Source organism: Vibrio sp. B1FIG11 (assembly GCF_905175335.1).
In the GTDB taxonomy this organism is placed as follows: domain Bacteria; phylum Pseudomonadota; class Gammaproteobacteria; order Enterobacterales; family Vibrionaceae; genus Vibrio; species Vibrio campbellii.
The window spans coordinates 185737-209043 of sequence record NZ_HG992752.1; the positions used below are offsets into that span (position 1 = coordinate 185737).

25 protein-coding genes, 1 pseudogene and 1 riboswitch are annotated in these 23307 nt (G+C 47.4%); of the genes and pseudogenes, 9 read left to right on the top strand and 17 right to left on the bottom strand.

The window, feature by feature from the left end; genetic code table 11:
- The first annotated feature begins 62 nt into the window (after positions 1-62).
- Both KHO06_RS17670 and KHO06_RS17675 read left to right on the top strand, forming a co-directional pair.
- Positions 63-1193, top strand: coding sequence for a sugar diacid recognition domain-containing protein (locus KHO06_RS17670; protein ID WP_212583024.1), 1131 nt, complete (start codon positions 63-65; stop codon positions 1191-1193).
- A 148-nt stretch (positions 1194-1341) separates the two neighbouring features.
- Positions 1342-2475: a glycerate kinase gene (locus KHO06_RS17675; RefSeq protein ID WP_212583025.1), complete on the top strand. Its 1134-nt coding sequence runs from the start codon at positions 1342-1344 to the stop codon at positions 2473-2475.
- Positions 2476-2601: 126 nt separating this feature from the next.
- Here KHO06_RS17675 and KHO06_RS17680 read toward each other — a convergent pair whose 3' ends face one another.
- A complete protein-coding gene (locus KHO06_RS17680; protein WP_212583026.1) occupies positions 2602-4038 on the bottom strand; it encodes a PLP-dependent aminotransferase family protein in 1437 nt (478 codons plus the stop codon).
- Positions 4039-4147: 109 nt separating this feature from the next.
- Between KHO06_RS17680 and KHO06_RS17685 the strand changes: the two genes are divergently transcribed.
- From KHO06_RS17685 to KHO06_RS17695, 3 genes are all read left to right on the top strand, one after another.
- Positions 4148-5065 (top strand): DMT family transporter, encoded by a 918-nt coding sequence (locus tag KHO06_RS17685; protein ID WP_212583027.1) that lies wholly within the window; start codon positions 4148-4150, stop codon positions 5063-5065.
- A gap of 62 nt (positions 5066-5127) precedes the next feature.
- Positions 5128-5415 (top strand): hypothetical protein, encoded by a 288-nt coding sequence (locus KHO06_RS17690; protein ID WP_005428383.1) that lies wholly within the window; start codon positions 5128-5130, stop codon positions 5413-5415.
- A 339-nt stretch (positions 5416-5754) separates the two neighbouring features.
- On the top strand, positions 5755-6282 hold the full coding sequence (locus tag KHO06_RS17695) for a hypothetical protein (RefSeq protein ID WP_162093634.1): 528 nt from the start codon (positions 5755-5757) through the stop codon (positions 6280-6282).
- 96 nt (positions 6283-6378) lie between these two features.
- Here KHO06_RS17695 and KHO06_RS17700 read toward each other — a convergent pair whose 3' ends face one another.
- Both KHO06_RS17700 and KHO06_RS17705 read right to left on the bottom strand, forming a co-directional pair.
- Complete coding sequence (locus tag KHO06_RS17700) at positions 6379-6807, bottom strand: MarR family transcriptional regulator (RefSeq protein ID WP_212583028.1); 429 nt, start codon at positions 6805-6807, stop codon at positions 6379-6381.
- 10 nt (positions 6808-6817) lie between these two features.
- The gene (locus KHO06_RS17705) at positions 6818-7459 is read right to left on the bottom strand and encodes a cytochrome b/b6 domain-containing protein (protein WP_005428408.1); all 642 of its coding nucleotides are present in this window, start codon (positions 7457-7459) and stop codon (positions 6818-6820) included.
- Positions 7460-7591: 132 nt separating this feature from the next.
- On the opposite strand from KHO06_RS17705, the gene KHO06_RS17710 reads away from it, so the two are divergent.
- Entirely contained in the window at positions 7592-8035 is a 444-nt protein-coding gene (locus KHO06_RS17710; RefSeq protein WP_212583029.1) for a cytochrome c, read from the top strand.
- Between the two features lie 68 nt (positions 8036-8103).
- Positions 8104-8762, top strand: a pseudogene (locus tag KHO06_RS17715) (hypothetical protein).
- A 14-nt stretch (positions 8763-8776) separates the two neighbouring features.
- Here KHO06_RS17715 and KHO06_RS17720 read toward each other — a convergent pair.
- The 6 genes from KHO06_RS17720 to KHO06_RS17745 all read right to left on the bottom strand — a co-directional run bounded on the left by KHO06_RS17720 (position 8777) and on the right by KHO06_RS17745 (position 12500).
- Positions 8777-9226, bottom strand: a complete 450-nt coding sequence (locus KHO06_RS17720; RefSeq protein WP_212583030.1) for a GNAT family N-acetyltransferase — start codon at positions 9224-9226, stop codon at positions 8777-8779.
- A gap of 74 nt (positions 9227-9300) precedes the next feature.
- On the bottom strand, positions 9301-9801 hold the full coding sequence (locus KHO06_RS17725) for a GNAT family N-acetyltransferase (protein ID WP_010453363.1): 501 nt from the start codon (positions 9799-9801) through the stop codon (positions 9301-9303).
- A gap of 60 nt (positions 9802-9861) precedes the next feature.
- Positions 9862-10332, bottom strand: a complete 471-nt coding sequence (locus KHO06_RS17730; RefSeq protein WP_212583031.1) for an HAD family hydrolase — start codon at positions 10330-10332, stop codon at positions 9862-9864.
- A 383-nt stretch (positions 10333-10715) separates the two neighbouring features.
- Entirely contained in the window at positions 10716-11180 is a 465-nt protein-coding gene (locus KHO06_RS17735) for a GNAT family N-acetyltransferase (RefSeq protein WP_038891019.1), read from the bottom strand.
- A 9-nt stretch (positions 11181-11189) separates the two neighbouring features.
- Complete coding sequence (locus KHO06_RS17740; RefSeq protein ID WP_045399286.1) at positions 11190-11921, bottom strand: SDR family oxidoreductase; 732 nt, start codon at positions 11919-11921, stop codon at positions 11190-11192.
- A 27-nt stretch (positions 11922-11948) separates the two neighbouring features.
- Positions 11949-12500 carry a GNAT family N-acetyltransferase gene (locus KHO06_RS17745; protein WP_212583032.1) on the bottom strand — a complete coding sequence of 184 codons (552 nt, stop codon included), beginning with the start codon at positions 12498-12500 and terminating at the stop codon, positions 11949-11951.
- A 230-nt stretch (positions 12501-12730) separates the two neighbouring features.
- Between KHO06_RS17745 and KHO06_RS17750 the strand changes: the two genes are divergently transcribed.
- On the top strand, positions 12731-13825 hold the full coding sequence (locus KHO06_RS17750; RefSeq protein ID WP_047476988.1) for a NapC/NirT family cytochrome c: 1095 nt from the start codon (positions 12731-12733) through the stop codon (positions 13823-13825).
- A 23-nt stretch (positions 13826-13848) separates the two neighbouring features.
- The gene (locus tag KHO06_RS17755) at positions 13849-16296 is read left to right on the top strand and encodes a molybdopterin guanine dinucleotide-containing S/N-oxide reductase (RefSeq protein WP_005435330.1); all 2448 of its coding nucleotides are present in this window, start codon (positions 13849-13851) and stop codon (positions 16294-16296) included.
- A 79-nt stretch (positions 16297-16375) separates the two neighbouring features.
- Here KHO06_RS17755 and KHO06_RS17760 read toward each other — a convergent pair whose 3' ends face one another.
- From KHO06_RS17760 to thiD, 8 genes are all read right to left on the bottom strand, one after another.
- The gene (locus KHO06_RS17760; RefSeq protein ID WP_212583033.1) at positions 16376-17101 is read right to left on the bottom strand and encodes a phosphatase PAP2 family protein; all 726 of its coding nucleotides are present in this window, start codon (positions 17099-17101) and stop codon (positions 16376-16378) included.
- Between the two features lie 188 nt (positions 17102-17289).
- The gene (thiE, locus tag KHO06_RS17765; RefSeq protein WP_212583034.1) at positions 17290-17904 is read right to left on the bottom strand and encodes a thiamine phosphate synthase; all 615 of its coding nucleotides are present in this window, start codon (positions 17902-17904) and stop codon (positions 17290-17292) included.
- A gap of 61 nt (positions 17905-17965) precedes the next feature.
- On the bottom strand, positions 17966-18757 hold the full coding sequence (gene thiM / locus KHO06_RS17770; RefSeq protein WP_212583035.1) for a hydroxyethylthiazole kinase: 792 nt from the start codon (positions 18755-18757) through the stop codon (positions 17966-17968).
- A 12-nt stretch (positions 18758-18769) separates the two neighbouring features.
- A complete protein-coding gene (gene tenA, locus KHO06_RS17775) occupies positions 18770-19438 on the bottom strand; it encodes a thiaminase II (protein ID WP_045383249.1) in 669 nt (222 codons plus the stop codon).
- A gap of 54 nt (positions 19439-19492) precedes the next feature.
- Positions 19493-20443 (bottom strand): ABC transporter substrate-binding protein, encoded by a 951-nt coding sequence (locus KHO06_RS17780; protein WP_212583036.1) that lies wholly within the window; start codon positions 20441-20443, stop codon positions 19493-19495.
- 47 nt (positions 20444-20490) lie between these two features.
- Complete coding sequence (locus KHO06_RS17785; protein WP_212583037.1) at positions 20491-21291, bottom strand: ABC transporter permease; 801 nt, start codon at positions 21289-21291, stop codon at positions 20491-20493.
- Complete coding sequence (locus KHO06_RS17790) at positions 21284-22039, bottom strand: ABC transporter ATP-binding protein (RefSeq protein WP_212583038.1); 756 nt, start codon at positions 22037-22039, stop codon at positions 21284-21286. Before KHO06_RS17790 ends, KHO06_RS17785 begins: the two co-directional genes overlap by 8 nt.
- The gene (thiD, locus tag KHO06_RS17795) at positions 22029-22916 is read right to left on the bottom strand and encodes a bifunctional hydroxymethylpyrimidine kinase/phosphomethylpyrimidine kinase (RefSeq protein ID WP_212583039.1); all 888 of its coding nucleotides are present in this window, start codon (positions 22914-22916) and stop codon (positions 22029-22031) included. The genes KHO06_RS17790 and thiD overlap by 11 nt, the downstream gene beginning before the upstream one ends.
- Positions 22917-23020: 104 nt before the next feature.
- Positions 23021-23131, bottom strand: a riboswitch (TPP riboswitch).
- Positions 23132-23307: the final 176 nt, after the last annotated feature.

Genomic DNA, 23307 nt, shown 5'->3' on the forward strand with positions numbered 1-23307 from the left:
ATGGCGATAGAAGACAAAGTGTGATTTATTGACGCCTCAATCGTGGAATTTTAGGAACGGAAATGGTGATTCTCGACCACACACTCGCGCAGCAAATCGTCGATCGCACCATGTCGATCATTGGTCACAACATCAATGTGATGAACGCTGCAGGCACCATTATTGGTAGCGGCGATGCTGAGCGTATTGGTCAAAAGCATGATGGTGCAGTGCTGGCGCTGAATCATGGTGACTCGCTAGAGTTGGATGAGCAAAGTTGCCAATCATTGCAAGGCGTGAAACCGGGCATCAATATGTTGCTGCACTTTAAAGGTGAAGTGGTGGGCGTGGTGGGTGTCACTGGCAACCCTGAACACATCCGAGCGTTCGCTCAGTTAGTGAAGATGACAGCAGAACTGACGATTGAACAAGCCTCGCTGGTGGAGCAATTGCAATGGGATCGCCGCCATCAAGAAGAGTTTGTTTCAGCATGGTTGAACCAACAGCTTGGCGATTCTGAGTTGCACGATTGGGCGCAGCGCCTTTCCATCGATTTAGCAACACCACGAGTTGCTGTCGTAATTGAGCTTAAGGCAGAGAGTGCTCCCGTTAGTTTGAACAGCGTACGCAACCTAGTTGACGTGCTGTATCGATCTGAAGATAAGCCGTTGGTGGCGATCATGTCGATGAATGAAATTGTCGTTCTAAAGCCTTTACGTTCCTCTTCGAATAGCGACCAAAGTGTGCTGGAGAGTATTCAGCGCCGCTTAACGGCCAATCAAATTGATGATGTCCGCTTCGCGATTGGACAACGTTTTGATGGCGCACAGCAGCTTCCTCTTTCCTACCTAAGTGCCAAGCAGGTGCTTACTGTAGGTCGTCGTTCTAATCCAGAACAAACCATGCTGAGCTTTTCTGAATACCGCTTACCTGTGTTACTCGCCCCTTTAGCTGATTCTTGGCAAGGTGAACAACTCGCTCAAGCGATGGCGACTTTGGTTTCGGCAGACAAATCTGGACAGTTAGTAAAAACTTTAGAAGCGTATTTTCAAGCCAATGGTAACGCCAATGACTGCGCTAACGCTTTGTATATTCATAGAAATACCTTGAGATATCGTCTGGATAAAATCAGTGAAGTGACGGGCATCTCGACGCAAGACTTTACTGGATTGACCGAGCTGTATATCGCAAGCCAGTTAAGAAAGTTAAATTAGTTGATTATGCAAGTGCACAAAATAATTCAAGCATAGTCAGTATTGTTTGGATTTTTGACTAAAGAATATGCCAAGTTTTTAAGTGAGAATAGCCACATTGATGACCTGCGACTTGTCGCTCGCAGCGTGTTGTTTTCAGGAGAATGAAATGAAAGTTGTGATAGCCCCAGATTCGTTTAAAGAGAGCTTGACCGCCAAACAAGTGAGTGACGCGATCAAGACGGGTTTGTCTCGTGTTTGGCACGATGCAGAATTCGTTACGGTGCCTGTTGCTGATGGTGGTGAAGGGACCGTTCAATCTTTGATTGATGCGACTGAGGGCGAGCAGGTTTTCGTGACCGTAAAAGGCCCACTTGGCAATGATGTTGAGGCGTTTTACGGCATTCTAGGTGACGGTGAAACCGCAGTGATCGAGATGGCAGAGGCAAGTGGTTTGCACCTCGTGCCAAGTGAGCAACGTGACCCGAAAAACACCAGCAGCTTTGGTACTGGCCAGTTAATTCTAAACGCCCTTGATCGCGGTATTAAACGCTTGATCATCGGCTTGGGTGGCAGCGCAACCAATGACGGCGGCACGGGTATGCTAGCGGCTTTAGGTGTTAAGCTTCTGGACAGCGCTGGTCAGCCAATCACACCCAATGGTGGCGGCTTAGTTGAGCTAGCAAGCATTGATGTGTCTGGTCTCGACGCTCGCTTAGCGGACTGCGAAGTGCTGGTGGCATGCGATGTGGACAACCCATTATGTGGCGAGAAAGGTGCATCAGCGATTTTTGGCCCACAGAAAGGGGCGACGCCGGCGGATGTAGAGCTGCTAGATTCTGCTCTAAGCAAATACGGCGAACTGACGGAGCAAGTGACAGGCAAGCATGTGCTGACTCAAAAAGGTGCAGGCGCAGCCGGTGGTATGGGCGCAGCGTTGCTTGGTTACTTACCAGCACGACTGAAGCCGGGTATTGAGATTGTATTAGACACCGTAAAACTCGCAGAGCATGTAGCAGACGCTGATATTGTCTTTACTGGCGAAGGCCGTATTGATCATCAAACCGTGCATGGCAAAACACCGATGGGTGTGGCTAAAGTGGCGAAAGAATATGGTTTGCCTGTCATTGCCTTAGCAGGTTGCACAGGTGATAACTTCCAAGCCGTCTACGAGTGTGGCATTGACGCAGTATTTGTATGTGTACCACGCGCAATGAGCTTGCCAGAAGCTTTGGAAGAGGCGGAGGTGAACCTTACGAACTTGGCCGAAAATGTAGCCAGATTGTGGCAATTACCTCGCTAACACTCCGTGTTTGGTTGAGCAGATAGCTCAGAAAAATCATATCAATGCCTCCCAATTGCGGAGGCTTTGTTGTTTCTGGGGCTGAATGTTTGGAACGGAATGTTTGGAACGAAATATCTGGAGCGACTATTTAGCGTGTTGAGCAATCAGCGTTGCTAGCGTTTCCATCGCAGGGAGCCAGTTTTTCTCCGCTCCAAAGTTCGCTACGCTGAGACGAATGCAGTTTTGATACTGTCCCTGAGTGCCAAATACCGAGCCGGGCAGAATACTGATTTTGTGTTCGTTACAGGCTTGATAAAGTGCATAGCTGTCAGTCATAGGTGGCAAGCGTAACCAAAGCAAGAATGAACCTTGTACTGCATTGATTTGGTAACGGTTCTTTAGCTCAAAGTGTGCATCCAAACATTGATTGAGCATCTGCAAATATCGTCTCACGTTGGATTGGTAAACACGGCACATACGCGCAGTGTGAGTTCGGTACTTACCTGAGGTTAGGAAAGTGCCCACCGCCGATTGCATCAAGTTCAAACTGCCCATGTTTTCACATAACAGGTATTGCTCGACTTGAGCGCGATAACGCCCCGCCAACATCCAACCAATACGAAGGCGTGAATCGAGCGTTTTCGATAACGAGTTGACGTAAATTACCCGTTGTTTCTCGTCCAATTTGCGCAAGCTTGGCAACGGCTGGTCGTAACTCAACGCACCAAACACGTCATCTTCAATGATTGGAATATCTCCAGAAACCTTAAGCAGTCGCTCTCGCCTTTCAAGGGGCATCATTGAGCCTGTTGGGTTGGTGAAGTTTGGCGTGACAACAATGACTTTGATCTCCCACGTTGCCATGGCTTTTTCTAACGCGTCTGGATCCATACCATCACGAGGACAACTAGGGATCTCGACCACTTGTAAACCGAGAGATTCGAGCATCAACAAGTTACCGAAATAGCAGGGGGATTCCACTGCCACAATGTCCCCTGTCTGTGTTGTTGCTCTGAGGGCAAGACTGATCGCTTGCTGTGCACCATGGGTGACCAAAAGATCATCCACGTTTGCAGGCGTTCCTAGATCTTGGGTGATCTTCGCCAGCTGTTTGACCAATAAGTCATCACCCGGTGGCAGTTGATAATGGCTGGAAATATGGCTTTGTTGGCGACTCTGGCGGCCAATTTCGGCATACAGGCTTTTGATGGCTGGCGCGTCAATGTTTGGGTGTGCTGAGCCAGTCGGAAGCTGCTCTTGATACTCAGGGTAGGTGAGGATTTGTTTGCACACCGAGAGCAAATCCACGCGTGTAGGCTTAGCGATCTTGGCTTCATGTCGCTCAGTTGGTTTTACTCGATAACCGGATTTTGGCACCGAATAAACCATGCTTTGTGCTTCTAGTTCCTGATAAGCGCGGATCACTGTGTTCTTGCTTACCTTGAGTTCAGTGCTCAATTGACGGATGGAAGGCAACTTGTCGTCTGGCTGATAAACCCCATTGCTGATCGCTTGTTTGAGATGCTTCTCGACGATCAAATACTTATTGGTATCAAGTGTACTTGCTAAATCTGTACCCATAAAAACACTTCCATCTGTCACTTTTTGAAAACACTGTACCTAACTACATTAGCAACATTCGAGATTAAAAACATTCAAGATTTAAAAGTAAGTAGAGTGAGGGCAAATCATGTTAGTCAGAGCCATTCCTTTTGTGTTCGTGATCCTTTGGGCTTCTGGATTTGTTGGTGCGCGATTTGGTTTGCAGTATGCCGAACCTGCGACCTTGTTGTCGATTCGCATGGCGTTTAATGTCCTGTTGTTTTTGGTGATTGTGGCTTTTCTGCGCCGTCGCATTCCAACGGGAAAAGACTTTTGGCACAGCTGCGTTGTCGGGATATTGATTCACGGCTTTTACCTAGGCGGGACGTACTTTGCCATCAGTTTGGGGATGCCGGCGGGCTTAAGTTCGCTACTCGTCGGGATACAACCTATTTTAACGGCCGTCTTGCTGGTGGCTTTCGCTTCTGAGCAGTTCAAACCATCACAGTGGATTGGTTTATCGCTAGGTTTTGTCGGTATTGCTATGGTGCTAATGGGTAAGATGGAGTGGCAATCCGATTTGCACAAAACCTTAGCGATTGGTGTGTGCTTGTCGTCGTTGTTTGGTATTACGCTTGGCACTTTGTATCAAAAGAAATATTGCCAACAAGTGGATATGGTAGGCGGCGCGACCGTGCAGTATTTAGCGGCATTGGCCATGTTCCTGCCAATCGCGATGCAGTTTGAAACCATGCAGGTGCAATGGACGACGGAATTCATTCTAACCCTAGTCTGGCTTGTGGTCGTGCTGTCCTGTGTGGCGATTCTGTTGTTGCTGTACATGGTGAAAAATGGTGCGGCATCGAGTGTTGCTTCTGTATTCTACCTTGTGCCTCCGACTACGGCGCTTCAAGCTTGGTTTGCCTTCGGTGAGTCGTTTGATTGGATGGGCATTGTTGGTTTTGTCTTGGCGGCGACAGCGGTCTACTTAGTGGTGAAAAAGCCTGAACTGCCAATGTTTAAATCAAAGTTTGCAAAGCAGAAACGTAAAATATACCTAAATTAGGTAGGGACATTTGCGTGCCAGAGAGTACAATCCGGCTCCTTACATGTTTGTGGAGTCGGATGATGACCGTCAAGCCAGATCGAATGAGCGCGATGCGCAATATCATTGAACAAGTCAAAGCAGAATTACCGATTTATGAACCCGAGACCTTTGTTTGCGGGCCAGAGGGACAATGCATTGGTTGCCCCAAAAAATTGTTGGAAATGGTAGATTCTGAACTGAGCTATTGGGAATCTGCAATGGATCGTGGTATCACGCCTCAGTTTGATGAAATCCGTCGATTCGGCAAAATGTGCACTAGCGTACGCCGAGGCTTAATCCGCAATAACGTGCCGCTGCTCAACGCCTAATCCAATCGGAATAAAAGTGAAGTAAACGATATTTTTAAATACATCGAAAGTACTAACTAATATCAATTCTTATTTTAGAAACAGTCGCTTACAGGGCTTTGGCCTGCGTCAAGGCTTTGAATTCAGTCGAATTTTTACGCCGCTTCTACTGCTTGTTTCAATGTAATTTGGCGGTCACTCTCAAGTTCTTGATTCCCTCGTTTTTTCTTATCATTTGCGCGTTTCTCTGAGTAATTTCAGCGATATATTGGCTCGGTTCTCACACGGATGTGGGAGCGATAATCCTATCATTTGCCTATACGCTGAGAGCTGAAATTGAAAACAAAAGGATTTACGTTGATGGAAATCACCATCGTCTTAGCAACCTTGGGTTCCATTGCTCTCGCCGCCTTGCCAATTCTGCTCGATATTCACCGTCAAGCTTACGTTTCAATGTTGCACAGTTCGCAGTCTTCTCTGGGGACGTCTCTTAAGTTCTTCCATGCCAAAGTGATGATTGATGATGCGCAGGAACGCCGACAAATGACGTACATAGATCATCAAGTGAACATGCTCAGTGGGATGCCAGAAGCCAGTGCAAATAGCATACGAGCATTGTTAGAGATTGGTCTGCCTGCCAAAGGCAATTCACCCATTGATAAGCCGTGTAAAGGCAGCGACTTTTGCATCATGGGGAATCAATTCCCAAACAGTGCCTATTTTGTTGCGATTCCTGAGTATCAGTTCGCTGATCGTTCTGGCTTAGATCGTGTGGTGTATATTTGGCCGCAAGGGTACACCTTGGAACGTGAAGCGTGCTATTTCTATTACGTTAATCAAGCGTCGACGCGCTCGGTGGTACGAGGCCATGTCACGGAAGGCTGCTAGGTATTAAGCAAACTGATACGCGTAGAAAAGTAAAAAGCCCCGAGTGCAGAACTCAGGGCTTTGTCTATTCTTGGGCTGGAAAAACTTAGCGAAGTGCTAAATCTCTGCGACCAACTTTTTTAGCAAGCGAAGCATCTCTTTTTGCTCTGCTGGCTCTAACGGACTCATCAGCTCTTTATTAACAGCCAGTGGGATTGGCACCAAGGTTTCTTTGAGGCTTCGTCCCTTTTCCGTTAGATAAATACGGAACGAGCGGCGGCTGTTTGGATCGGGATGGCGCTCTACCAAACCTAATTTCTCCAACTTGTCTAAGGTACGAGTCGTGGTCGAGTTTTCTACCTTAGATTTTGCTGCGATATCGCGCTGCGTCACGCCTTCTTCTTCCCACAAACACATCATGGTCGGCCAAAGTGCCACGGTAAGTCCGTGCTTTTTGAGCTCGGCTTCAAATCGCTTCGCTGCATCGTGTGCAACGACATTGATCATCCAGCCAAAGCTGTCTTGTCTGTCAAACTGTTCGCTCATTTTCTTACTCTTATGATAAAGCAACGATTGCCATGGTAACCAATGTTGCAGCAACTAGCACCCCTAAAGCACGGCTTTGCGGCGCGAGATAGACAATTTTCTGTTCCGTGATGAGCGCCTGCTTGTTCATTTGGGGTTGTTTACCTGTGATCATCGCTTTCAACAAGGGTTTACCTCTTAGTTTATAGAAAAGGATCGCACCAACATGTAAGGCGATCAGTAAAGGCAAAAGATCGGCCAAGGTCAGGTGTAACCACTCAATCCCTACAAATACGTTGTCGTTAAGCCAAACATCGGAATACGGCCACGTATCGAATAAGCCGCCAAGCGCCATTCCCGAGATACATTGAAGCAGCAATGTCGTCAGCAGTGCCGCTACCATCCAGCCGCCTGCAGGATTATGACCCACAGTCGCCGCCGATTTACCTTTTAAGTAAGTAATGACACCTTTAGGTGAGCGGAGAAACTGTCGAAACAAACTGGTTTCGCTGCCGATAACTCCCCAAGTCAATCGCCATAACAACAAAGTGAATAACGCTAACCCCAATTGAACATGGGGGCCATTGCCAGACAATCCAGATGCCATCAAGGCTATAAACAGTAGGGCTTGAGCCCAGTGATAAAGTCGCGTTGCTAAATCCCAAATTTTCATAATTACCTCGATCTTTTCTCGGTGTGATGATCTTCTTTACGTTAATTTACGCAACAATAGTTGTGTGCGCAATTGTTGTTGTGTAAATTTATTTGCAACCACACAGCAATAACGAAAAACCAGGAGAATGAAATGAAAAAGACATTGGCACTGATTGCACTTTTACCGACCATCTTTGTATCAACAACAGTGTTTGCCCAAGACTTCAGCGCTCAAATCGAAACGCGTCAGAATGCATTTGAGCAAATAGAGTCGCTATCGAAACAAGCCGATAAAACATTGAAAGGCAGCAATACCGATTGGCACGCGCTAGAGCAGATTGGTGTTGAGCTCACTCGCCACAGCGCACAACTGCAACAAGCGTTTCCAGAGGGAAGCCAAGCTGAGAGCAAAGCGAAGAAAGAAGCGTGGAGCAAACCAGATAACTTCAATCGCTTGATGCTGCAAATGGATGAAGGGTTTGCACAGTTGTATCAAGCTGCGCAGAACCAACAAGTTTCATCGGCTGAGGCAGGACTTAAGCAGGCTCAGAGCACTTGCCGAAGCTGTCATCGTGCATACCGCAGTCGTTGGTAATCAAGCGATCCACAACATTGAATTTATATTGAAGCAAAAAAGAAAATCGTTAAGTGAAAGGTAACCTTATGAAAAAACTCATTCTATTAAGCACGCTGACTGTGGCTTCTTTCTCTAGCTTTGCTGCTGATTACGTGTGGAGCTGGCTTGGAACACCAATGATTCGGAGCAGGTTCTCAAAACACTGCCAGAGCAGAAAGCCGCCTTTAGCCAACTGATCGAACAAGGTGACGTGAAAGACATGTTTGTTTTACCAAGCAGTATTGATGGTAAACCAGTACAGATTTTGCGTTTCGTGTTGTCGGCAGATAACGAAGCAGAAGTCGCCACTAAATTGCAGGACTTACCCATGTACCAGCAAGATTTGGTGAAGATCGCGAGCATTCAACCACTAGGCGCCAAATGGTTAGACAACACGCCAGAAAGTGATAACTACAGTGTGACGTTACGTTGGAAAGAGGGCATTGAAGCGTTAGAAATGGACCGTGTATTGGGTGTCGATCTGCAGCGAGTGATCAGCTTGAACAACTCCGGCTTAGTCACGTCGTCTTACATCAATACCCAAGTGTTGGAGAATGGTGTTGAGCGTCCGATTTACTCCGTCGCCGTATTGGCGAAAGATGCCCAACAGGCGCAAAACCTGATGTACTCTTTTGAAGCGGTACAGCTTGGGTATGCGATTTTTGAAATTGAATACTTGGGTAAGAAGCTAGATATGAAAAGCTAACTAAGCCTTTATGTTTAAAGGTCTAGATACAGACGCAGCATGTCTTTGTGTTGGATACCGTTCTCCCAAATTGGTTCTGGGTAGTGGAGTAAGAAGTGATCTTTATCCACGCTCTCTACCCTGAAACCCAAGCGTTGATAGTAAGTCAGTTGGTAACCAAACGTCCCCGTTCCTAATATCAACTTTTGAAAAGATTGGCCTTTTAACTGTTCAATGGCAAATCGCAATAGATCTGAACCAATACCACGTTGTTGATGCGTAGGTGCGACTGAGACGTTCATGATTTCAGCCTGCATTTCTGAAAGCGGCAGCACCACGCATGTTCCAACGATCTGGTTCTCTTCTACCGCAACAAAGCCCAATGAATTGGCAAGATAGCGATTAACATTGTCTTGGTCTGGATCGGCTTCTAATAGCAAAGCCATCGGGATTTGATTTGGCGATAAGGGTTTATATTCAATCATCACAAGTACGCGGTAAATATTGAGTTCCGATCAGTATATCGCAAAGGCAATGTGGTCTTGCTACTAGAATCAACTTACGGATGCTTTAAGACCATTTTCTGACTCATCAGATATTTGCCGTTGGGCAGCAGCACTTCACCCAGCTCGCCGCAATGCTCGAAGCCAAATTTTTCATACAAGGTAATCGCTCGCCGATTGCTCTTATAAACGTGAAGCGCGATGGTGTCATAGCCATATCCCCAGCCGCTTTGAATAGCAGTCTCAAGTAGCTGCTTTCCTAGCCCTTGGTTTCGATATTGTTGGTCTATATGAATGCCGAGGAAGCCAGTTTTGGCAAATTCACCACCTTCGTAGCCACACATTTCAGCTGGGAAAATTTCAATACTGCCGACTAAGCGTTTTTCATCAAAGGCCACAAACTGGGGAATGGATTCTTTTTCTACACGAGTAATTACCTTGCTTAACATCGCTTTTTTTGGCGCTGGAGAACGTAAGTATTCGCCTTCCTCATAAACGCTATTCCAAAGCGCAATAAAGTGTTCGATATCGTTGAGTGTAATCGGTCTTATCTGCATTTATCTTCCTTGATTGGTGCATAAAGTTTAGCGGCTTAAGTGTATTTGTGTGTATGTCGGTCAGGTACGTAGTAACTCGGACAAACAACGTATTTGATTTGGGATTGGTTTGCTTGGCGCAGGGAGGTTTTTAGGGTTGAACCAAATGACGTTTAAGCCTGCGTCCATTGCTGGGTAAATGTCTTTTTCAGGCAAGTCGCCAACCATGGTGAGTTGGCTCGGCTCAACGCACAATTGTTTTGCGACCGTAAGATAAAAATCAGGCTGATTTTTGGCAATACCAAGGTTTGCAAAGCAAAAGTAGCCAGAAAGGTATTGGTCGAGCCCGACTCGTTGAAAGGCTTTTTGCACATCTTCCATCGCGGAATCTGATGCGCTGGTCGCGATAAACACTTGGTGATCTTGTGTGAGTTGCGCCAAAGTCTCTTTGGCTTGAGGAACGGTTTCAACGTGTTCCCAATCGCACATTTTTCCTTGTGCGTGAGGAAAATCGACCATCAAGGTGTTTCCCCAATCGAAAAGATAAATCATGTTCGAATCTCCTTTATACCCAAGTAACCTCGAGATGCTTGGTTCAGCGAGAATGACTTGGTTTGTAGACGCGGCGGCGATTTAAAGGTTTGGTGGGCCCAAATCAAGAATCGACAACAAAGTATACAAGCCAAGGCAACTCGCCCTTTGGGAGCGTGTCATTGACCCGATTGCTGCGTCAAACAACTTGGAAAGAGCTGGCTATTACACTGCGTTGTTTTCCTTGACCTCGAATCAATGACAACGCTCTGAATCCTGCATCTTGAAGTCACTTGGGTATATCCGTACATCATATCGTCTTTTCGAAAAGGGAAGAAAAGCAAGAAAGATAAATGCGATTCACGTTAGCTTTAATGCTGAAATTCGCTTAAATGTCGTGATCGTTACAAACATTTCATCATAAGGCGGGAGTTGGGAACAAAGCCCAGTTTGTCGTAAAACTGCTGCGCATTGTGGTTAAACTCCATGACTTCCAAGCGGACTTGAGTTGCACCTGACTCGCGTGCCCACTGCTCAACGGAGGCCATTAAGGCTCGGCCAACGCCTTTTGACTTCTGATTTTCATCGACGACGATGGTGCCAATGCGGCAAATTGGGTCTTTGATTAAAAAGCTGATGGTTTCATTTTGTGTGATGGTTGCGGTTATAAAACCAAGTACTTGTTGGCCTTCCTCTGCGACGAGAAACAATCGCTCTTCATCAGCTAACATATTCCTCAAAAAAGTTCGGTCTTCTTCTGATGGAGCAACAAATGCCTGTGGTGCATGAAGGTGGTGAAGCTCATTGATCTGTTTGTTTAAATCAAAAAGTGCGTTGAGATCGTCGGATGTCGCTGGTCTGATTTTCATTAGTGTCCCTTAATTTCCGCCAGCAAGATCGATGAAGGAGCCGGTGACATATGAGGCTTCGTCACTCAGTAACCAAGAAATGGCATTGGCAACTTCGTCCACAGTGCCACCTCGTTTGAGAGGGATTTTTTCGCTGAGCCTGTTGACTCGATTCGGCTCGCCGCCATCAGCATGGATGTCGGTATAAATGCAGCCGGGGCGAACCCCGTTTACGCGGATGTTTTGCTCCGCCAACTCTAACGATAATCCCTTGGTGAGCGAGTCCATTGCGCCTTTAGAGGCGGCGTAATCAACGTATTCAAATGGCGCACCAGAGCGGGATGCGGCAGAAGAAACATTAACAATCGCATTGCCAGATTCAAATCGTTTTGCTGCTTCTCGACAACAAAGAAAACAGCTCGTCACATTAGCGTTCATAACAGTTTGGAATCGCTCAAGGCTCATGTCTGCAAGACGAGATTGGGTGAACAAGATGCCCACGTTGTTGACGAGGTGAGTGACTTTTCCGAGTGCTTGTTCGGTTTGTTCAAACAATGCGAGCACCTGCTGCTCATCGGAAACATCCGCTTTGATAGCGATGGCTTTACCGCCAACCTCCTCAATCTCACGAACAACTTGCGCGGCAGCCTCGGCTTGCGCGCGATAGTTAACGCATACGGCATAGCCTTGTTTGGCGAGTAATTTGGCGGTTGCGGCTCCGATGCCTCGGCTTGCGCCTGTGATGATGACTACTTTCTGCAAAACACGTCCTTATTTTTGTCGTGAATATTATTTTTGTAATGAATAGAGCTTATCTGCGTACTTTCTCCCACCTATTTCATAGGCTTCGGGGATGGTCTCGGTGAGTTTGAAGGCACATTTTTCCAGCACTCGCTCAGAGCCAATATTGCCCTCTGTGACCGTGGCGGAAAACTGAGAAATCTTGTGCTGCTCAAACGCCCACTCAATCACACCGGTAAGGGATTCCGTACCAAACTGTTGGCCATAAAATTCTGGCAGCAATAAATACCCGACTTCAGCAATGCTATCTTGCAATACAAAGCCTGTGATGCCGATTGGTCGTGCGCTTTGTTTTTCATAAATCACCAAACATAACCAATGCTCGCTTTGCGGTGTCCATGCAGGTAACCGCGATTCGAACTTTTGGCGCATTTCCTCATCGGTCGGTGGGTCAAAACAAAGCGCGATGATTTGTGGTTCGCTACTCAAGCGGCGATACAGATCCCAATCACTTTTTGTTAGCGGTTTAAGCTCAGTTCTTGGGGTAGAAATGGGTAGAGATAACACGTTTGAATCGCCTCCATGTGATCGAGTTTTCATATCTCACACAAACATATCAAAAGTGCTTTGATAAACAACATCTATCGTTATGGCGAATAGGTTCGGTCAAGAAGGATTTTCAGAAAAATGGAATATGCCAAGGAGTCTCTCAATAACGAAAAATAAGTCACCACCTAGGGTGTACGTATGACTCAGATCAATTACCAGATACTACTAAAGAGGTAGATATGCGACAAAGCATGTGAATTTGTGAGTATTTATTTCTAATTATGTCAATTAAAAAACGTTATATCGCCGCAATGGTGGCAGTGGGTATTGGTGTGGGCTGGCTAACTTTAGGTGGCACCGCAGCAGTGATGCATTACACATCTGACACTGAGTTCTGTCTTTCTTGTCACTCTATGGAAATCCCTTACAAAGAGTACCAAGGCTCAGTGCACTTCAGTAACGCCAAAGGTATTCGCGCAGAATGTTCCGACTGTCACATTCCGAAAGAGCCAATGGATTACTTGGTCACTAAAATCCGCGCTTCAAAAGACATCTACCATGAGTTTGTAACAGGTAAGATCGACACGCCAGAGAAGTACGAAGCACACCGTACTGAACTTGCAGAGATGGTTTGGGAGCAGTTCCGTGAAAACGATTCCGCAACCTGTCGTTCTTGTCATGACTTCGATGCAATGGAAGAGTTCGAGCAATCACGTGATGCGGCGAAGATGCACGCATACGGCAAAGCGAATGACCAAACGTGTATCGACTGTCACAAAGGCGTAGCGCACTTCGCTCCAGAAGCGGAACTTGATAGCAAAGCGTTTGAAACGCTGATGAGCTTTACTACCAAGACAGCAGCCGACGCGAAAGTGGTTTACCCAGTGACGTCTATCAGCATGGGTGACTTTGGTACAGTGAACCCAACAACCAAACTGAACGTTGTGAAAGCGGAAGGTGACAACCGCACTGTGAAGATCAATGCATTCCAAATGAAAGGCGCAGAGCAAGTGCTTTACATGGGTGAAGGTCAACGCGCGATTGTTGCAACACTATCCGAACAAGGCCAACAAGCAGTTGAAGCTGGCGAGTTCAAAGCAGACGTATACGGCAATGAGTGGCGTCCTGTTGCTCTAACGGCAACGATCGATTCTCCAGTGGTTGATACGCTAGAGCCGGTTTGGTCATACGCAGAAGAGTTGGACAACGTTTACTGTGCAACTTGTCACGCGAAAATTCCTTCAAATCACTTTACTGTGAACGCATGGGGTCCTGTAGCGAAGAGTATGGGTGATCGCACTGATATTTCAGCAGAAAACCTAGAAATTTTGACTAAGTTCTTCCAGCACCACGCGAAAGATGTGGTTGGTCACTAATAGAGAAATAGAAGGATAAGATTATGACTAATTTAACTCGTCGCGGATTTCTAAAAGGCACTGGTCTAACTGCTGGTGCTCTGGCTTTCACTTCATTGACGCCAATGAGCGCGCTAGCGTCTGATAAGCGTGGTTCAGGTGTGCTTACAGCGGGTCGCATGGGCCCAATGCTATGTGAAGTAAAAGACGGTAAGCTGGTTTCAACCACAAACGCATTGCCACAAACGGTACCAAACAGTCTTCAAACTACGGGCCCTGACCAAGTTCATACTAAAGCTCGTGTTAAGTACCCAATGGTACGTAAAGGCTACTTGGCAAACCCATCTGCGCCAGAAGGCGTGCGTGGTAGCGATGAATTCGTTCGCGTGTCTTGGGATGAAGTTTACAAACTGATTCACGAACAACACATGCGCATTCGTAAAGAGCACGGTGCTGAATCTGTGTTTGCTGGTTCTTACGGTTGGCGTTCAAGTGGTGTGTTGCACAAAGCACAAACGCTTCTACAACGTTACATGAGCATGGCGGGCGGTTACTCAGGTCACCTTGGTGACTACTCTACGGGTGCTGCGCAGGTGATCATGCCTCACGTGGTAGGTTCTATCGAAGTTTACGAACAGCAAACGACTTACCCAGTGGTTCTTGAGCACAGTGACGTTGTGGTGCTTTGGGGTCTTAATCCAATCAACACACTAAAAATCGCTTGGAGCTCAACAGACTGTGCAGGCCTTGAGTTCTTCCATCAGCTTAAGAAGTCAGGTAAGACGGTTATCGCTATCGACCCAATGCGTTCAGAAACCATCGAGTTCTTCGGTGACAACGCACAGTGGATTGCTCCGCACCCAATGACGGACGTGGCGATGATGATGGGTATCGCGCATACGCTTGTGAAACAAGGTAAGCACGATAAAGAATTCCTAGCGAAATACACCACAGGTTACGACGTATTCGAAGCTTACCTAATGGGTAAAGAAGACGGCGTTGAGAAATCTGCAGAATGGGCATCTAAGATTTGTGGCGTGCCAGTTAAGCAACTTGAGCTGCTTGCAGACATCTTCAGCAAAAACCGCACAATGCTTATGGCGGGCTGGGGTATGCAGCGTCAGCAATACGGTGAGCAACGTCACTGGATGCTGGTAACGCTCGCTACCATGCTGGGCCAAGTTGGTCTACCGGGTGGTGGTTTTGGTTTCTCTTACCACTACTCAAACGGCGGTAACCCTTCACGTGATGCGGGTGTACTTCCTGCTATTTCTGCGTCTCTAGGCGGCGGTTCTTCTGCAGGTAACGATTGGGCGGTTTCTGGTTCGGTTAACGCGTTCCCAGTGGCACGTATTGTTGAAGCACTAGAAAACCCAGGCATGAGCTACCACCACAATGGTCATGAGTTAACGTTCCCTGAGATCAAAATGATTTGGTGGGCAGGCGGTGCGAACTTTACTCACCACCAAGACACTAACCGTCTGATCAAAGCGTGGCAAAAGCCAGAGCTTATCGTTATCTCTGAACCATACTGGACAGCGGCAGCGAAGCACGCGGATATTGTTCTACCTATCACCACATCGTTCGAGCGTAACGATATGACCATGACAGGTGACTACAGTAACCAACACCTAGTGCCGATGAAGCAAGTGGTTGAGCCTCAAGGTGAAGCTCGTAACGACTTCGATGTATTCGCGGACATGGCAGAACTACTTGCTCCGGGTGGACGTGACGTTTACACCGAAGGCAAGACTGAAATGGAATGGTTGTACGGCTTCTACAAAGCGGCTCAGCAAGGCGGTCGTGGCCAACGCATCGCAATGCCAAACTTCAGCAAGTTCTGGGAAGATAACCAGTTGATCGAAATGAAGTGGAACGAGAAGAACGCGCAGTTCGTTCGTTACGCTGAATTCCGTGAAAACCCAATCATGAGCCCACTAGGTACGCCAAGTGGTAAGTTCGAGATCTTCTCTAAGACGATTGAAGGCTACCAGCTAGAAGACTGTCCTCCACACCCAACATGGATGGAGCCAACAGAGTACACAGGTAATGCAACAGATGGCGAGCTTCAGCTAATGACAGCGCACGCGGCGCATCGTCTGCACAGCCAGTTTAACTACGCGAAGATTCGTGAAGAGTACGCGATTGCTGACCGTGAGCCGATTTCTATCCACCCAGAAGACGCGAAAGCGCGTGGTATTAAGACTGGCGATCTTGTTCGTGCCTTCAACGGCCGTGGTCAAGTTCTGGTTGGTGCATTGGTGACTGATGGCATCAAACAAGGCTCAGTATGTATCCACGAAGGTGGCTGGCCAGATCTAGATCCGAAAACAGGCATCTGTAAAAACGGTGGTTGTAACGTTCTAACGCTCGATATTCCAACCTCTCGCCTTGCGAACGGTTGTGCGGCGAACTCTGCATTGGTTCGTATCGAGAAGTACGAAGGCCCAGTGTTAGAGCTAACGGCATTTACACCGCCTAAGAACGGTTAAGCACAGTCAGAACCTAAGATACAAAACTAAAGAAGCCAGCAAGTTGCTGGCTTCTTTTTTTCTCTATTTTTTAAGGCGTTTACTTGGTTGCTAAGGCAACGAAAGGCGCTCTTTTAGTTATTTGAAATCTAGGCAGTAAGGTAAATACCACAGCGACAAACACCACTGAACCAATCAAGTCCTCAATCCGGTGCATGCCGAGCCACAAGCGACTGTACGCCACGCCCATTGCCCACACCCATAAGGTAGCGGCAGAGAAATAGCACTTGTTCTGCAAAAATAACCCACCAAAGAAGGCTAAACAGATAGAAACGAAAATCGTATGACCAGATGGGAAGGAATAGTCTTTTTCACCTTGCCAGTGGCGAGTACGCCATTCGCTGACTTTCTCAGAAATTTGCCCAATAACATTCGCTTGCTGAGCGGTTTCTAGTTGATAAAACGCTTCTGGATACTCAATCAATTGCTCTGCGGCAAGCAATTCGGTGTAGGGACGCGGGCTTTCTGTCATCAGCTTTAAGCCTGTTTTGCTGGCAAAACCAATCACCAGTAACAATCCCAGCATGGAGAGTTTTTGCATCCAGTCAGACTGGCTTGGCTTGAAGCGGTAAAGTGATAACACCAACAGCGTTAGAGTGATCAAAAAGCCTTTACTGCCCGCAGAATCGGTTAGCAGAGTAAAGAGAATGCCTGTGCCGTCAGAAACGTGAGAAGTAAGATCGTGATACGAGGCAAACAGCGAAAGTGGGATGATGCCAAGAATGAACAAGGCGAGCATCATCAAACCGTATTTTTTAGTTTTCATGAAAAGTCATACAGCAGTCGAAAATAGGCGGCTATCTTACGACAATCGATGTGAAAAACTTATCAACGCTCTGTCAATTCGGTCTTGAAAGTGACATTGCAGGTCTCCGTTGTGAAAGGAGGGGCTGTTGAAAGTACTGAAAGGCAAACGCGCTCATCCATAAGCGCTTTGTTCAGGAGTGAGCAAGGTTAGCTCATCAAACCCAATAGATACTCCGATGCTGCTTTGGGATCTTCCGCGTGGCAAATTGCAGAAACCAAAGCCAAGCCATGAACACCAGTTGCGCTCAGTTGAGGAATGTTACTTTCGTTGATGCCGCCAATAGCAACAATCGGCAGTGAAGTCGTCTCTAACGCCATCTTCAAACCATCAATACCCCAGTGTTTTTTTGTGTTGGTTTTGGTTGGCGTCGCGAATATCGCGCTCAAACCGATGTAATCAATCGGCAGAGAGTCGGCTTCTGCAAGCTGCTCTTCATTTTCGATAGATAAACCGAGAATTTTGTTTGGTCCAATCAACTCACGAGCAATGATTGTTGGCATGTCTGATTGCCCAAGGTGGACCCCATCAGCATCGACAGCCAGTGCGACATCTACGCGGTCATTGACGATCAAAGGCACATCGGTATCTTTAAGGATGTCTTTCACTGCTTGAGCTCGTTCGATAAACGCACGCACATCACCGTGTTTTTCGCGGACTTGTACCATGGTCACGCCACCTTCCACGGCTTTTCTCACAACACGCTTTAGTGTGGCTAAATCTTGTTGGTCATCGGTGACCAAATATAAACGATAGGCGTTCATTTTGTTTCCTTTGGGCCTCTCATCTAGATGGAATGAGAGGCCGGTATTGTTAGAGAAAAGCTTAGCTCACTTGCAGTTTTAGGCGTTTGGCCAGCGTTTCTTCATCCAACTGGTAAAGCTCATCCAACAGGTTCATTTGCAGGCTACCTGGGCCGCGAGCTTGTTCCGCTGCAATCTCGCCAACAACGCCCAGTACCGCCGCTGCAGCAAGGCCGGTATCATCACCAACAGCCGCAAAAGCGCCTGTCAGAGCCGATAGTGTACAGCCCATTCCGGTAACGTATGGCATCATCTCGTGACCGTTGTTTAGCTGCACAGTTTGCTCTTTCGTGACGATGTAATCAGTCTCGCCAGAAATCACCACACTTGCACCATATTCTGCGACTAAGAAGTTGGCTGCGCCAAGTGCTGCGTCGCTGCTGTCTAACGCATCGACGCCTTTGCTTTGTGCTTGCTCACCAGCGAGTGCAATGATTTCTGAGGCGTTACCACGGATGATCAGCTTGTTTGCAAGGCTTGCGATTTCACGTGATGTCTCGGTTCGGAGTGAGCTTGCTCCGCAACCAACAGGGTCGAGTACAACGATTTTATCATTGGCATTGGCTTGCTCTACGGCATGGCTCATACGCGGTGTCCAAACGCTGTCTAAGGTACCGATGTTGATAACCAGGGCGCCAGCGAACGACATCATCTCTGCCATCTCTTGTTTGGAGTGCGCCATGATTGGAGAAGCGCCGATAGCCAATAGCGCGTTTGCCGTATTGTTCATCACCACGTAGTTAGTGATGTTGACGACTAACGGCTTTTGCTGGCGCACTGCGGTTAATGCTTGGGTGATTTGTTCAATTAACATGAGACTCTCCGATTAATCTTGCTGAGCGTTCAGACCTTGTTGCCAGAATGCCACTTCCATACGCGTTGCGGTTTTGAATACCTGAATCAGGTTTTGACCGCGTTGGCTGTTGATATCGATTTCCGCCAATAACTGGTTAAAGTGTTCTGCCCCTTTTGCGACACCAGATTGGAACTCTTCACCACCGTAGAGGTTGATCCAACTTGCGTATGGATTGCCTTCGAGTACTGTCTTTTCATCTTCAATCAGCATCTTACCGATAACGGCATAACCGATAGAGCAAGGAGCAAGTGCTGCGTAAAGATCAACAAGATCGCCCGTCATGCCAGCATCCAATACGTAGCGGGTGTAAGCCACAGTGCCGAAATCTTCTGGCTCGTTTTCTAGGTCGGATTCTGTCAGTCCCCATTGCTCACAGTAAGTCACGTGGTGGGCGATTTCAGAATCGAGCAATGCATGTACGCTTGGGAGCGCTCGGCGCATGTCATCCAAAGTACGCGCTTTGTAGATCGCTAATGCGTAAGCTCGTGCGTACTGTTTTAGGAAAAGAAAATCCTGTTTTAGGTAATGCAGAAAACAAGGCTGAGCCAGAGTGCCTTGCGCCAATTGCTGCACGAAAGCATGCTCAGTGTATTCTTGCCAATCTTGGCGGCAAGCGTCGATCAAATCTTGGTATTTCATTATGAGTATCTCGTTATCAAAAGACCCTAGGCTTAGATCCTAAGGTCAGTAGAATTAGTCAAAGCTCGGTACGTAATCTTTCGCTTTTGGCAGTGTTTCGATGATTTTTTGTGAATACATGAATTCGGCATAATCATCGTAGCGTTTCAGATCTACTGCGGATGGACGAAGCGCGAAACGAGTTAGCGTGTCGTTCCAAGCGCGTTGGTTAAGCTCGTTGTTGAGTGTGTCTGGTGAATAAGCCACAAACTCTTTCCACGACTCTTTTGGATGGTTAACGATGTAAGTGGTCGCTTGCTCTAGCGCTTTGTTGAATGCCTTGATGGCTTCTTTGTCGTAGCTTTTTGCATTGGCTACGAAGACTAACTCGTCATACGCTGGCACGCCGTGTTCTTCAGGGAAGAAGGCTTTAGCTTTATAACCTTCTAGTGCCAGTTGGTTGGTTTCGAAGTTACGTAGACCACCCCAAATCGCATCCACCTTGCCAGACGCAAGAGACGAAGACAGCGCCCAACCTACGTTGATGATTTGTACGTCAGAAAACTTCACGTTCTCTTGAGCTAGCATGGTGCCGATTGTCGCTTCCTCGTTGCCTGCGATCGCAATACCAATCTTCTTGCCTTTCAAGTCGCCAAGGTTTTCATTTTTACCGTTGTCCAACACCATCAGCGTATTGAGCGGCGTAGCAATCAAAGTCGCAGAGCGGATTAATGGCAAACCCGCCGCGACATCGATGGTTAGGCTTGGTTGGTAAGAAATCGCCATGTCGACTTTACCCGCCGCGACCAACTTAGGTGGTGTGCTTGGATCTGCCGGCTCTTGAACGTTGACCTTCAAACCTTGTTCTTTGAAGTAACCACGCTCTTTGGCAATCACGATAGGACCATGGTTTGGATTGACGAACCAATCCAACATCAGTGTCATTTCTTTTTCAGCAGCAAGCACGTTGGTTGATACCACTGAAGCGAGTAGAGCAGCGGCGCTCATAAGTTTGTTTTTATTCACGGGGTTCTTCCTTTTCTTTCCCAATTTCCTTTGGTTATTTTCTGCAATTACTTGCTTTCCCAAGGGATGGCTTTTTTCAATAATTTATCGGTGATGAAGTAGAGTGAGATAGACAGCACGGCGAGGATAAACAGCGCCGCAAACATCTCATCAATGATCATGCGAGCGTTAGCTTGGAGCATCAGATAACCCAAGCCTTCACTTGAACCTACCCACTCACCGACCACTGCTCCAATTGGCGCAATGACGACGGCAACACGAATACCTGAGGCTAGAGTTGGTAGGGCGGCTGGCAATTGAATATGACGAAGTAGCTGCCATTTAGACGCGCCCATGGTCTTGGCAAGATCGAGGTAACCTGTTGGTGTATTGCGCAAGCCGTCATAGCAACATGTCGTGACGGGGAAAAAGATGATGATCGCCGCCATAACAACTTTTGAAGCTATGCCGTAACCGAGCCAAAGCATGAGTACTGGCGCGATGGCGAACACAGGGATCGCTTGGCTAGCAATTAGAATAGGCAGTAACCAACGCTTCAGCGGCTTAAACATCAGCATTTGCAATGCGAACAGCAAACCCATCGACAATCCAAGCCCTAAGCCAAGTAAAATCTCTTGCGCGGTAACCCAAGTATGTTTGAGCAAGACATCGTAACGAGTGACCAATCTATCCAGCACTTCAATCGGTGAAGGTAAGATGAAACTTGGCATGTCGAATACCACCACGACCAACTGCCACAATCCCAAGATCACCGCAGTGCTGATGACCAAGCGCAGAGCCGGATGAGTCACGCGTTCTTTTTTATTAATACGTGCCGAAACGGAGTTGTACTGAGTCATATCACTCATAGTCTTTTTCCAATTGATCCAAAATCGCTTGTTGTAGCGCTGCGCACTCTCCATCGAGAACTCGTGGCGGCTTGGAACCCGGAACAACCAAGTGCTGAGCTTGTGCAGGCGTGCCTTGCAATACATAGAGTTGATGAGCTAATCGCACCGCTTCTTGTGGGTCGTGGGTAATAAGAACAACCGTCTTATCTTTCAATAATTCGGCAGACAAGGTTTGCAACTTATGGCGAGTAACCGCGTCCAACGCAGAGAAAGGCTCATCCATCAGAACCAGAGGCTTGTCTTGCATCAGAGTGCGAGCAAGAGCAACACGTTGTCTCATGCCGCCAGAGAGCTGAGCTGGCTTAGCATCCGCGTAATCGGCGAGTCCCACTTGGCTGAGTAAAGTCAGTGCACGTTGTTTATTTTGTTCTGGTGCTTGGTCTTGAGAAAATCGAGAACTTAGGCAGATGTTGTCTAACACATTTAACCACGGCAGCAACAAGTCTTGCTGCGCCATGTAGGCAATACGCTTGTGTAAGGTGATGCCATCCGTGGTCGTTAACTCGCCATGCCATTCAACTTTGTCGTCTAACAAACCCGCTAGATAACGAAGGATCGTCGTTTTTCCGCAACCACTGCGACCAAGTAACACCGTCCATTGATTGGCAGGGATGGCCATACCCAACCCAGCTAATGTTGGTGTTTGGCTGTCTTTGTATTGCAGACTTGCTTCGGTAAGCTGAATGCCGAGTGCATTAGCGCACATCTTTACTTTTCCCAAAATTAGGACCTGCAAAAAAATGGTTCACAGGACCATGACCTTTACCGACATCCAATTCGTCAGCGTGTGCGATAGCTTGGCTGATGTACTGCTTACCTAGGTGCACCGCTTTGTGCAGATTGTTGCCTTGACCAAGGTAAGACGCGATAGCAGAAGACAGCGTGCAGCCTGTGCCATGGGTGTTTTTGGTTGGAAAGCGTTTAGCGCTAATTAACTCGGCATTGTCTTGCATGATCAGCAGATCGTTACTGTTTTCGTCTTTTTCCAGGTGACCGCCTTTTAACAGCACCGCTTTTGCCCCTAATGCGCGCAAGTCAGCAATCATATCGTTCATTTCAGATTCTGACAGAGGCACTGGCTTACCCGTTAATGCTGCGCCTTCGGGTAGGTTAGGGGTAATGATGTCTGCGAGCGGAATCAATTCTTCTTTTAAAGTGCTGATTGCCGACTGTTCCAGTAAAAGATCACCGCTGGTGGCCACCATTACAGGGTCAATCACGAGGTGTTTTGGCTGGTATTTTTTAATTTTGTTGGCAACGACCTTAATGATGTTGGAATCGGCCAACATGCCCACTTTGACTGCAACGATGTTGAGGTCGGTAAATACCGCATCAAGTTGGCTCTCTACATGGTCGAGAGGGATTGGGAAAATCGCAGAAACGCCTTGGGTATTTTGCGAAGTAATCGCCGTGATTACCGAGCAAGCAAAACTGCCGGTTGCGGACATCGCTTTTATGTCGGCTTGAATGCCTGCGCCGCCACCGCTATCAGAACCTGCAATCGTTAACACAATCGGTGTGTCCGTTGAAGTTGCTGCTTGTGGCTGTGTTGATGGTTTTTCTTGGCTTGACTGCTGCGCCATGGTCGCTCCTATTACAGACGTAAAGGAACTGACTTGGCCATTGACGATCGGTGTATGGATCCGTTGAGGCTAGCTGCGTCGATACAGACTTGAAGCAGGCTAGTGGCAAAGTGATGATAGTTCCCTACGTCAGTGCTAACTGAATCAGGTTCAACGGGTCTCGAATTTCGATCTCAGCCGATGCATTCACTGCATGGGCCCCCCGACTATTTCGTCAAGATAATAGCAGTTCACTCAGTTACGGTGCACGTGTTTTTTTTATGGCTAGAGAGAGTCATCATTTAAATATGAGAACTGGATTCTCTTCGTAATTAGAGCCCCAGCGTTGTTAACTGCGCTCACTCGCCCAATCACATAGGCTAACTATGCTCATGGGACTCTTTCGCTTGTT